General features: G+C 35.8%; 10 protein-coding genes. 6 read left to right on the top strand and 4 right to left on the bottom strand.

The annotated features are described in order from the left end of the window. Positions 1-3: 3 nt before the first annotated feature. Both MKX78_RS12035 and MKX78_RS12030 read left to right on the top strand, forming a co-directional pair. Positions 4-1923, top strand: a complete 1920-nt coding sequence (locus MKX78_RS12035) for a sigma 54-interacting transcriptional regulator (protein WP_341051062.1) — start codon at positions 4-6, stop codon at positions 1921-1923. A gap of 171 nt (positions 1924-2094) precedes the next feature. Beyond that, entirely contained in the window at positions 2095-2646 is a 552-nt protein-coding gene (locus tag MKX78_RS12030; RefSeq protein ID WP_095373291.1) for an NADPH-dependent FMN reductase, read from the top strand. A 625-nt stretch (positions 2647-3271) separates the two neighbouring features. Here MKX78_RS12030 and MKX78_RS12025 read toward each other — a convergent pair. From MKX78_RS12025 to MKX78_RS12010, 4 genes are all read right to left on the bottom strand, one after another. Further along, complete coding sequence (locus MKX78_RS12025) at positions 3272-4366, bottom strand: tyrosine-type recombinase/integrase (protein ID WP_341051058.1); 1095 nt, start codon at positions 4364-4366, stop codon at positions 3272-3274. Between the two features lie 658 nt (positions 4367-5024). Next, entirely contained in the window at positions 5025-5516 is a 492-nt protein-coding gene (locus MKX78_RS12020) for a 3-isopropylmalate dehydratase small subunit (protein WP_251161622.1), read from the bottom strand. Then, positions 5513-6757 (bottom strand): 3-isopropylmalate dehydratase large subunit, encoded by a 1245-nt coding sequence (locus MKX78_RS12015; protein WP_341051055.1) that lies wholly within the window; start codon positions 6755-6757, stop codon positions 5513-5515. Before MKX78_RS12015 ends, MKX78_RS12020 begins: the two co-directional genes overlap by 4 nt. Before the next feature lie 6 nt (positions 6758-6763). Further along, positions 6764-7525 carry an IclR family transcriptional regulator gene (locus tag MKX78_RS12010; RefSeq protein WP_307313937.1) on the bottom strand — a complete coding sequence of 254 codons (762 nt, stop codon included), beginning with the start codon at positions 7523-7525 and terminating at the stop codon, positions 6764-6766. Positions 7526-7751: 226 nt separating this feature from the next. Here MKX78_RS12010 and MKX78_RS12005 point away from each other — a divergent pair, with 226 nt between their 5' ends. From MKX78_RS12005 to MKX78_RS11990, 4 genes are all read left to right on the top strand, one after another. Next, positions 7752-9074, top strand: a complete 1323-nt coding sequence (locus MKX78_RS12005) for an MmgE/PrpD family protein (protein WP_341051052.1) — start codon at positions 7752-7754, stop codon at positions 9072-9074. Between the two features lie 127 nt (positions 9075-9201). Further along, the gene (locus tag MKX78_RS12000; RefSeq protein WP_341051050.1) at positions 9202-10584 is read left to right on the top strand and encodes an FAD-dependent oxidoreductase; all 1383 of its coding nucleotides are present in this window, start codon (positions 9202-9204) and stop codon (positions 10582-10584) included. Beyond that, positions 10581-11291, top strand: coding sequence for an isochorismatase family protein (locus MKX78_RS11995; RefSeq protein WP_341051048.1), 711 nt, complete (start codon positions 10581-10583; stop codon positions 11289-11291). Before MKX78_RS12000 ends, MKX78_RS11995 begins: the two co-directional genes overlap by 4 nt. Beyond that, complete coding sequence (locus MKX78_RS11990; RefSeq protein WP_340974870.1) at positions 11281-12663, top strand: dihydroorotase; 1383 nt, start codon at positions 11281-11283, stop codon at positions 12661-12663. Before MKX78_RS11995 ends, MKX78_RS11990 begins: the two co-directional genes overlap by 11 nt. Positions 12664-12669: the final 6 nt, after the last annotated feature.

Here is a 12669-nt window from a genome sequence, read left to right as displayed (position 1 = left end):
AGGATGAAGTTATTTGTAACCGGTTTTTCACCTTTGGATGTGTTTGTCGAAGAAGAAATCTCAATTAGGAAACAAAGTTTTCAAGAATTAGTAGTACAAAAATTAGAAGCAAAAGATATTTTGAAAAACCCTACCTATATACAAAATGATGATGTATTAATTTGTGGTGCTACCATTTATGAAGAGTTTAAGAGGCGTCATGTTAGAGGACATTTGATTCCATTTCGCGTACAAACGAATGAATTTCTAAAAGCATTAAATCAAGCCGTACGACTTGGAAATGAAATTAATATTATTAATTATAAAGAAAAGTTTTTTAAGGAAGATTTATCGGATTTAGAAAATTTATTGAATATAAAAATTAACCAATACTCTTATCCAAATGTAGAGTCCATTGATGATTTAATAGATGAGCTTGTTGCGAACAAACAAAACAGTGTCATAGGTTCTGGCTTAATTGTTTCTAAAGCTATAAAAAAAGGATTAAGCGGGTTCATTTGGTATGGAAGAGAAAGTGTAAAACAGGCAGTCGATATTGCATTTAATGTGTTAACTGGGAGGTTTGAAGAGCAAAGTAATTTAAAACGCCAAGAATATATATTAGAACATTTTAATGAAGGCGTCATTAGTTTAAACGTAACAAACAGAATCCTTCAAATCAATCAAAAAGCAATCGAATTGTTAGATCTACAAAAATATCGAGATTTGAAAGGGATTTCAATCAATGAAATTGGGGAATTTGGTTTTATTTCTAAAAGCTCAAAACAAAATGTTCCTATCAAGGGGAAATTACTTGATTATAAAAACAAAACTTTATTTTTAAACTCCTTCCCAATCTATGTTAAAGATATTTTTGACGGAACGGTTATCATTATTTCGGACACGGACGAGATACAAAAGCATGAAAAGAAAATAAGAAAAAAGTTATATGATCAATCCAATCGTGCCATTTACGACTTTCATGATATTGTCGGTAAGAGTACAGCTATTCAAAAGACAAAAATAAAGGCCAGAAAGTTTGCAAAAACCGATGCAAATGTTTTAATCATTGGAGAATCAGGAACTGGGAAAGAGCTTTTCGCACAAAGTATACATAATGAAAGCTCTCGCTCATCTGAACCTTTTATTGCAATCAATTGTGCAGCAATCCCAGAAAACTTAATTGAATCAGAGTTTTTTGGTTATACAGAAGGTGCTTTTACAGGTGCAAAAAAAGGAGGTAAAGCAGGTTTATTCGAACTTGCTCATAAAGGTACTGTATTTTTAGATGAATTAGGAGAAATCCCATTAAGCATGCAGTCAAAATTATTAAGAATTCTTCAAGAAAAAGTCGTTAGACGTGTGGGAAGTGCTTCAATTATACCAATAGACGTGAGAATTATTGCTGCTACAAATGTGAACTTACTTAAAAAAGTGAGGAAAGGTGAGTTTCGTTTAGATCTATTTTATCGTATTAGTGTATTAAATCTTATTTTACCGACATTAAATCAACGTAAAGAAGATTTGGAAGATTTGGTTTTATCTTATACCGCCAAGAGGTATCCTCATTTTTTACATACGATAAATGAGCACATCTATGAAATGACAGAACTATTAGCAGAGTACCAGTGGCAGGGAAATATTAGGGAATTGGAAAACAATCTTGAACGATTATTTGCCTACTTAGAATCACCAATAAAGTTGACTAGAAAAGAGTTAATGAATTATTTAATTGAAACATTAGAGGATAATGACTTTTCTCAATTAAATGCTGACCTTTATGAGGAAAACACATCATCTCAAGATCTAATAAAAAAGGCAGAGATGAGTACAATCAAAGATGTTCTAAATAAAACAAATGGGAACAAAAGTGAGGCGGCAAAATTACTAGGAATCAGCAGAAGTACATTATGGCGGAAGTTAAATGAAGAAGAATTAATTTGAATATAATCATCGTCTAATCTTAACGCTCCTCATTGTTGCAGAATTCATCATATAGGTTCGAATATGATACATATAAAATAAGCTGTGTCATCTAATCACTACGTTTTAAGTTGGCATAAATATTGCAACTTAATCTTATATTAACAATGCTAAATAAAGGGGAGATTAAGGATGCGATTATTGGGTATTTCTGGAACAATAACAGGCTCGAAAACGTTAGTTGTAGTAAATAAAGTTTTAGATGAATTAAAATCAATTCACCCTGAAATAGAAGTAGAATTACTAGACTTAAAGAATTTTGACCTTCAATTTTGTGATGGAAGACATCCTTCTGATTACAATGATGATACAAAAAAAGTGATTGAAACCATCACTTCCGCTGATTTTTATGTTATCGGATCGCCTATTTTTCAAGGATCTATAACAGGCGTGCTTAAAAATTTGTTTGATTTAGTTCCGCCAGATGTATTTCGTAACAAAGTCATGGGTTTTATTGCGACAGGGGGAACGTATCAGCATTATCTCGTAATAGAAAATCAATTAAAACCGATTGCAGGCTATTTTCGTGCATATGTATCTCCAAGCTATGTGTACGCACATATTGATCATTTCAATCATAAGAACGAATTAATTGATAAAGATGTCTTATTAAGAGTGAAAAACTTAGCCAGTGAACTTGCTTATATGAATCAAGCATTATCCAAAACACAATATATTAAATAGGAAGAGACTCAATAAACGGAGGTTGGAGAAGATAGCGATTACTCAAAATCAAACAGCCTATCTCCGCATGTAGTAGCGCTTATTTTCATCCTATTGTTAGACATCATTATATTTACAATAGAGGTTGGGGACATAAGTATTCTAGCTAAGGATTGATCCGAGTGATTAGGCGTATCTAACATCTAATCATTCGGATTTTTTGTAATGATCTCCTTATATGATGTAAATAGTGAAATGGGAAAGCTGAGACCCCGCAGGCAATGCCGAGGAAGCTCAGCCCCTTCCCGCGGAAAGCGAGTGTCTGTAGCACAATGGAAAGGAATTTTTTTGCAAATGATGTTCTTAAGATCATCATTTGTTATTGTTCGCTTTTAAGGTCAGCTCATTTAGTGATTACCCGGCCCCTTTATTGAGTACAACCGCATAAACGAAGGCAAAAGTTGTAATGAGCTTAACTAAAGGGGTACGGACTGACATGAAATCTGAAGGTAGCAATCGACAAACGAAGCAGGGTGATAGAGAAAAAGCTTACATTCTTTTATTTAAAGATAAGCAGGCGAATAGTCCGAAGCCATTGCCTCAAACATTCAAGAGGGATGGCATGCAAAACAAACTTTATAGGGTATTATTGAAATATAGAAACTTTTTGTAAATGTTTAAATGAATCATCTTGATTAATCCTTTCCAAGTAGATATTGGTAGTCGATATATCTGCATGTCCAGCCCAATCTTTGACAACGGCAAGCGGAACATCGTTTTCGAGCAACATCGTAACAAATGTATGTCTGAACCAATGCGGGGAGATATTTGATTGTTTTCCTGCTAAGGTAACGGCTTCTTTTACAATTTTATATAAGGCAGGATAGGACAAGCGCTTTGGATCTGTCTCAATATCATTTTTATTGTAGAGAGAGAAGAAGAGAGGCGTTGTATCATTGCTATCCCATTCTATCGGTGCACAAATACTTTCTCGATAAGTAAAGAGAACTTCTTTTACTTCTTCTCGAATGGGTATGGAACGATGCTTTTTTCCTTTTCCTAACACATCAGCATAAAGTGCTCCTCTACGGTTAATACGAAAACTTCCCCAGTTCAAGCTTAATAACTCACTAGCACGCATACCTGTTGTATAAAGTAAATATCCAATTAATAAGTTGCGATTTTGCAAGGCCTTCCGATTTTTCTTCGCTTTTACAACTTGGGGAAAGCAGGCTATCAAATGTTCAGCATCTTGAGGTGTTAATTCTCGTACTTGAACGCTATCTGGTTGTGCAAAATGTCCTTTTTTACTAGAAGGTTTCGAAACCCACGTAGATAAATGTGCGGCATAAAATTGTGTCTCATAGCCAAAGTCTAATATTCTCCGAAAAAATTCTAGTTTTCTAATTGCCGATTTTGGTGCATATTTTTCATTAATATAATGATTATAGGCTTTCACTTCTGGAAAACCGATATCTCTAAATCCAAGCTGATGATCATTCATAAAAATTAATAATGTTTTTGCATCTGTACGATAAGCTTTTAAAGTATGGGGAGATAACTCTTTATTACTTGTAAAAATCTTTACGACAAAAAACATTTCAAGTAATTCTTGATCACTGGCATTTTTTAAGCTGAGATTTCGATTGGAATCTAATAAATTACTATATGCTAAACGATTTTGTATTTGACGTAAATAATCTTCATTTGAAATGGTATGTAATAAAATTAATTCATCCACAAGAAGAAACTCCTTTTTAATTAACCATAATTTTATTATGTATAGTAAAGATAATGCGTAATTATCTTTACTTATATATTATCATAGAAATCTATGAAAATAAAATTATATATTTCCAGTAATTAGGATGCTTGAGAATCGCCCTCAGACGAAATTATCTTTTTTTTAATAGGTATTTACTCATTCGTTTCTTATAAAATATCTCTTGGTATAAAGGGATATTATTCAGATAAATGAAAGAATTAGATTTCAAAAATATTATTAGTAAATATAATAAAATATTATAATTAATGAGATTTAGCAAAAAACCACTAGGGAGGGATGAATCAAAAAGAAGTGGCAATGTGATAGGTGCTAGGTATGGAATCGGAAGGCGTCGATTTTGCTTCTACAAAGGAGAGTTTTTTGTTCATTAATTGTACATATGTAAGCCAGGAAATAGTTGGCTATTTTCCCTAATTTCAGTTTTAACATGTATTTTGATTAAAAAAAAACAATGTTTTGCAAAAATGCCCTACGATTCGAGCAAGTGTACCACTGTAAATCAAGAATCCCAGTGGTACATGCAAGCTGCCTTATAAGCGAACCGAAGAAGGCATGATTATATCTATGTCTTTCATCTCTTTCATAATTGTCAATAAAAAGCGCCAAAATGGGATCAAGAATAAGTTTTATGTTCTTTCAAATAAGGAACTAATCCACCTTCATTTAGTATCTTTACCATTACCTCAGGGATTTGTGTCCCCTCATATACTTCATTTTTTGATAAGTTTGTCACTTTTCCATTCTTTAAATCTACTTCTACTTCATCATTCATATTGATAGAGTGATCCTTCACTTCAATAACAGGCAAGCCAATGTTGATTGCGTTGCGGAAGAAAATGCGCGCAAAGGATTGCGCAACAACGGCAGAGATCCCTGCTTTTTTTAACGCAAGAGGGGCCTGTTCTCTTGATGAGCCACAGCCGAAGTTGCTTCCTCCCACGATGATGTCCCCTTGTTTTACTCTTGTGCGAAACTCAGGATCTAAATCTTCAAGGACATGATCGGCTAAGTCTTGTAGATTTAGTGTTTTAGTGTATTTTCCGGGTATAATCCGGTCAGTATCGATATTATCTCCATATACATGCGTTTGACCTTTAATAATCATAAAAATGCCTCCTTTAGTGTTGTAGGGTCAGTGATTTTTCCATTCAAGGCGGAGGCTGCAACAGTTGCTGGAGATGCTAAGTATACATTGGAGTGACGATTTCCCATTCTTCCTTGGAAGTTACGATTTGTCGCCGAAATAACGTTTTCTCCGTTCCCTGGTACCCCTTGGTGCGTCCCAACACATGGCCCGCAGCCTGAAGATATGAAGGAAGCACCTGCTGCAGTTAAGATCTCAACAGTCCCATCCTTTAGTGCATCTAGTAATACCTTTTGTGATGCGGGAGCAATGATTAGACGAACATCTGGATGAATACGCCTCCCTTTTAAAATTTCTGCTGCCGCATGTAAATCTTGCAATCTGCCATTTGTGCAACTTCCGATAAAAGCCATTTGGATAGGTGTGTTAATGGCTTCAGCAATATCTCTTACATTGTCTGGAGAATGAGGGATGGCAATTTCAGGATTAATTTGGCTGACATTAAATAAAAACTCTTTTTCATACGCTGCATCTTCATCACCATATATATGATCAAAATCGTATGGAAGCTCTAATCCTGTAGTATCAACAAAACAAGCTTTAGCTCCCATTTCAATGGCCATATTGGAAAGAGTCATCCGGTCATCAAGTGAAAGTAATTCGACTGCAGGGCCTGTGAATTCGATTGCTTTATAGGTTGCACCTTCAATTCCTAGCTGACCGACGATGTATAAAATTAAGTCTTTAGCAGACACACCTCGTTGCAGCTTTCCATTCAAAGTGATTTTGAATGAAGCAGGTACTTTTAGCCAAGTTTGCCCTGTCAACATGACTCCTGCCAAATCGGTTGAACCCACACCTGTAGCAAAGGCACCCAATGCACCATATGTACAAGTATGGGAGTCCGCTCCTAAAAACAATTGACCTGGCTTCACATGATGATTTTCTACCATCAGCTGATGGCATATGCCTTCACCGATATCGTAAAGCTTTATATTCTGAGCTTTCGCAAATTCTCTCATGAATGTATGAAGATTAGCGATTTTTTCGTTAGGCGCTGGTGCAGCATGGTCAATAATAAGGAAAACCTTTTTTGCATCCCATACCTTCCATCCACCCATATCCTGAAAGGCCTTAATTGTAAGAGGGGCAGTTGTGTCGGTAGCCATCACACCATCGACATTGACAATTGCAATTTCATTTTGCTTAACTTGTTTATTTGCATGTGCTGATACGATTTTTTCAATAATGGTTTGTCCCATAATGAATCATCCTCCTAATTTTTGATAACCCATCATAGCTGATAATTTTTCTGCTGACTGTATGGCTGCTTTTATAAATAACTGTTTATTATTATCTAGCCTTGCTGATAGCCCTGAGATAGAGAGTCCGCCAATTAGCTGCTGCTGGCTATTTAAAATTGGGGTGGAAATCGCAAATGCTCCGATAATTCGTTCATCCATGCTGAAGGCAAATCCCTGCTCCTGGAAAAGTAAGAGGTCTTTTTTTAATTCTGCTGTTTCATTCTTCGTCAATCCGGATCCTTCAATAACTTCTTCAATTAGTTCGTCTTTAGAAAAGGCAAGCAGCAGTTTACCTGAAGCCCCTTTATAAAGAGGGTAAGGAATGCCTAAGTTGATAAACTGTCGAATATCTTCCTTTCCCTCTAATTTCTCAATACATATTCTCGAAGCTCCTTGTATGATATTCAAACTTATTGTTTCTTTCGTAATCTCATTAAGCTCATTCATGATAGGCAGGGCCGTTTTTCTTAAATCTAGATTTTCAGTAACAATCTGGGCGAAATGTATAAAAGGTAGACCAAGTCGGTAAGTATTCATAGCTGCATTTTTATTAATCAGTTCTTTTTTCATCAAAGAAGAGAGTAATCGAAAGACGGTTGTCCGATTCAGCCCTGTGCGTTTGACGATATCATTGAGTGAAAGCTCCGGTGTTCGTGTTGTGAAGCAATATAATAGTTCAATCGCTCTTTCAACAGATTGAACCGTTTCAGTTTCATTTGTTTTCAAATTTTAATCCCCTTATTACATATTATGAACATCATGTTCACGATACGAACATACAAACATCGTAAGGGAAGTATTAGGAGAAGTCAATACAATTATCAGATTTATTAAAATTTAAAATTAATTCAAAACTTTTTAATGAAATTCATTGACTTAAAAATTTAAATAGTGATAGAATTTATAAAAAATAGAACATGTTTCATAATATGGAACAACAGAAGGTGTCTGAATGGAATATCAACAAGTTTTAAGTGAGTACGCAATCAAATTTCAACTTCATAATGCATCAGAAGAAGTAAAACGGAGAGCGAAATTAATCATTCTTGATTCAATAACTGCCATTATCCATGGAAATCAGTCTTCACATATGCTCAAGCTACAAGAGGATATCAGTCAGAATGAAACCAATAAAGGCTACGCAACTATTGTAGGCAGACAAGCTTCTATTAATCCTCAGATGGCAGCCTTTATTAATGGGATTGCAATGGTGAGTGAGGAGATGGATGAAGGTAATCCGATAGCAAAAGGGCATCCAAGTTGTCACTTCTTTCCTTCTTTATTGGCCTATGCTGAAACGAGTCACTGCAATGGAAGAAGTTTTTTAGAAAGCTTTATACTCGCCTATGAGATTGCAACTAGAGCAGGGGCAGCTATTACCTTGCGCGACGACATACATCCCCATGGAAATTGGGGAGTAATTGGGGCTATATTTGCTTTAGGTAAACTGAAAAACTATCATGCAAGTGATTACGAGCGAGGATTTTATTTAAGTAGCTCATTGCCTAATGTATCTTTATGGCAGCCTGTGTTAGAAGGTCATCGGTTACGGGATGTATACATTGGTTTGAACAATATGCATTCATTTTTAATTGACCATCTTATTACAGCTGGTTTTTCGAGCAGTCCTAACGCTATGAAGCAAATTTATGGTGATGGAATATTAGGAAAGCGTTTTCAAAGCGAAAAATTAATAGAAAATCTTGGCGTTGAATACTACTTGCTGAAAACTTATTTCAAATTTTATGACTTTTGTCGTTTTTGCCACTCTCCTATGGATGGAGTAATTAAACTATTAAAAATGGAAACAATCCTCCCTAAAGATGTGGAGAGAGTAGATATCTTTACCTATTCAATGGCAGCTAGGCTAAATAATCAAAATGTGAAAAATCCATATGCAGGCAAATTTTCTATACCTTATGCTGTGGCAAGCTTATTTTATCCAACGGAAAGTCAGAACGAAGAGAGGCTCAATTTTACTAAGAAAGTATTTGTTCATGAGGATGTTAATATGACAAAATTGCTTCCTGACCAACGCGATTCACGTGTTGTACTTAAAATGGTAAATCAACAGCAATTTACGATGACTGTTAGTGGAGCTAGCGGAGATGCTCATGAGGTAGGACTTGAACAAAAAGTAATAGAAAAAAGCGAAAGAACTTTAGGAAAGGTTCTTAGCTGTCAGCGTGCAAAGGATCTTATAGAAAAAATTCTTTCTTTAGAAGAATTGGAAGATATATCAACAATCACAGAATTGCTGAGACCAGCTCATTAATTATTGCAAAATAAAAAATATTGTAAATAAATATGACATCTTAGTTGTCAATTTATTTTATAGTGTTACTATGATAATTAAATGAAACTAGTTTCACAATATGGAACAAATTGGAGGATTCAACATTATGTGGGATGCTGAGTTAGATGTAGTTGTAGCAGGGGCTGGTGGTTGCGGCTTGGTGGCTGCATTAGCAGCAGCTGAAAAAGGCTTAGAGGTAGGAGTTTTTGAAAAAACAGATTTTGTTTTGGGCAATACAGCTGCCAGTGCCGGAATGATTCCTGCAGCGAATACAAGATTTCAGAAAGAGGAAGGAATTTTTGAGACAGCAGAAGAGATGACAGAGGATATCTTAAGGAAAAATCATCATGAAAGTGACTATGATTTAACCTTAGCTTTATGTAAAGAATCGGGCCCATTAATTGAGTGGATTGCAGATACGCTGCAAATTCAGCTTTCACTTGTAAAAGAGTTTAAATATCCTGGTCAAAGGAATTTTCGAATGCATGCACCGCCCTCGAGATCAGGATTAGAACTAATAAAAAAGCTTAAACAAGCTGTTGCAAAGCGGGACAACATATACTTGCTATTAAAATCAGAGGTAAATGAATTAATAACAAATGAGAACAAAGAAGTCATTGGAATAGAAGTAAAAACAGATGATGGTGTCCAGCGAATTAAAGCAAAAAAAGTCATACTAGCAACAAATGGGTTTGGGGCAAATAAAGAAATGGTACGTAAATATATTCCTGAAATAGCAGATGCGCTCTATTTTGGTTATGAAGCAAATACAGGTGATGCTATTAGGATGGGCGAGAAAGTAGAGGCATCATTTGCCTCCTTAACAAGTTATCAAGGGCACTCTGCTGTTGCAAAATCACAAGGTATTTTAGTTACATGGGGAACGGTTATGATGGGTGGATTTATGGTCAATAAAAATGGCGAGCGATTTGGCGATGAATCTCATGGATACTCAGAATTCGCTGTGCAAGTATTAAGTCAGCCTGGCCAATGCGGATATATTATTTTCGATCAGCATATATACGATCAATTGATTAGTATTAAAGATTTTAACCAGCTTGTTGGGATGAAAGCTTTTAAAACAAGTGATTCGATTGATAAGTTAGCGAAGTTGTTAGGTTTGCCTGCGGAAAATCTACAAAAAACTTTCGAATCAGTTGATGTAGCTGTTGATGAAGGCAGAGATGCATATGGAAGAGCAGAATGGCCGAAGAAGCTTACCCCAACTTATTATGCGATCAAGGTATCGCCTGCTCTTTTTCATACACAAGGAGGTTTGCAAATAAATTCCAATGCACAGGTGATAAATAAGAATGGTAATTCTATTAGGAATTTATATGCAGGCGGAGGAGCAGCGGTTGGAATTTCAGGTAACCATTCTTATGGTTATATGTCAGGAAACGGCCTCTTAGCTGCATTAGGTTTCGGGAAAATTGCCGGAGACCATGCGGCACTATCAATTTTAAATGAAGGGATAGAAATATTATGACTAGACCATGGGAAGATTTGTTGACTGAGGTAGATAGAATGGTAATTCAAAAAGGAGGATATGGAAAAAAGAGAGGATTAGGGAAAAAGCCTGCTCTTGTTATTATAGATATTCAACATAACTATGTAGGGGCAAACCTCCCGATAGCAGATCAGCTTGAAACATGGCCAAGTGGGGGAGGTGCAAAGGCATGGGAAGCGATTGAGAAAATAAAAAAAATGAAAAAGCTGTCAGATCAATTAAATATACCAACAATCTATACAAGGAATGTACAGAAGAAAACCATCAATTTTGATTCATTTGCGGTTAAAGCTGAACGAGATAATTCTAAGTACATTGACGGAAGACCTGAGGCACAAATTGTTTCTGAACTTGAGCCAGAAAGCAAGGATCTTGTTGTTGATAAAAGCTATGCAAGCGCCTTTTTTGGTACGCCACTGATTAGTTATCTAGTAAAAATGGGCGTCGATACATTGATTATTGTAGGTGGTTCGACGAGTGGATGTGTCCGTGCAACAGCCGTAGATGCAGTCACGCATAATTTCAATGTGGCTGTTGTGGAGGACTGTGTTTATGATCGGATCGAACTGTCTCATAAAGCCGGTCTACTTGATCTATGGATGAAGTATTGCGACGTATCACCGTCAGAAGAAATTAACGATTATCTAAAACAATTTCAAGAAGGAGGAGTTAAAGTTGAAGGTTAATCAACTGATTAAAAATGGGTTAGTCGTCTTCCCTAAAGAAGGAGTTAAGGCGGTTGATATCGGTGTCATTAATGGTAAAATTGCTGGTATTTATAATCAGAACACAGAGATAGAAGCTGATGAAGTAATTGATGCAAACCGTTTACATGTGTTCCCTGGAGTGATCGATGCCCACCAGCATCTAGGAATCTATAACTCAATTGAAAAAGATTTTCTTGATACGAAACAGCATGCCGTTGGAGGTATTACAACGATTGTCAATTATGATCGGCAACCAGTTAGCTATTTAGATTTTTTTCCTAAAGTACAAGATATCGGTGAAAAACATAGTTATATTGACTTTACATATAGCTTAGGTATTTTGACAGAACAGCACATTGATGAGCTTGAAGAGACGGTTACACGTTTCGGGCTGACATCATTTAAGTTTTTTAGGAATTATGAACGACAATTAAATGATAAATTCAAAATATCCAATGGCATTAACTTATCTTCTTATGACTTAATGCGTCTTCTGGAGAAGTTTAAATCTATCTCTCCTAAACTGCTATTAGCGATTCATTGCGAGAATATGGATATTAATCGCAGTTTGATTAAGAAGTATAAAGAAGAAGGTGCGGAAGAAGGATTAAAAACATGGTCTCTTACAAGCCCTGGTTTTGCGGAAGCAGAATCATTACTAAGTACATTGTATATTAATTCCATTGTTGGTGGAAATGTTTTTATTGTGCATTTGACGTCAGGTGCTAGTATCGATGTGCTTGAAAAGATGCCTTGGCTACTTGAAAAAGGGGTAAAGGTAGAAACTTGTCCCCATTATTTGAACTTAACAGAAGAATCTTCAACTGGATTAAAAGCAAAAGTAGGTCCACCTATTCATGGTCAATACGATTCAGATCGTTTATGGGAGGGGATTAAGGAAGGAATTGTGAATGCAATTGGAACAGACCATGTGCCTGGATCACTTGCAACCAAATTTTCTAAAGGGAATGGAGTATTTGAAGCAGAGTACGGATTCCCAAGTGCTGGTGCACTATTGCCAATGATGATTACTGAAGGTCATATGAAAAGAGGAATTCCCCTTGAAAGAATTGCTGATATCACTTCCTATCAAGTAGCTGAATCGTTTAATTTGGAAAATAAGGGGCGAATTGAAATAGGAGCAGATGCTGATTTCGCCATTGTGGATTTAGCTAAAGCCAAAACGATTTCGCCAGAAGTACTTCATTCGAATTCAGATTATTCTATATTTGATGGATTTGAGACCGTAGGATGGCCAGTGTATACCATCAGTAGAGGAGAAGTAATCGTAAACAATGGAATACCAACAAAGGAAAGTGGTAGAGGTAAATTCGTTAGAAGGTCCATTTAATGATAA

The organism is Cytobacillus sp. FSL R5-0569 (assembly GCF_038007265.1).
Taxonomy (GTDB): domain Bacteria; phylum Bacillota; class Bacilli; order Bacillales; family Cytobacillaceae; genus Cytobacillus; species Cytobacillus kochii.
Note: the sequence above shows the minus strand (reverse complement) of the source record. Positions and strands in the feature narration are given on the sequence as shown.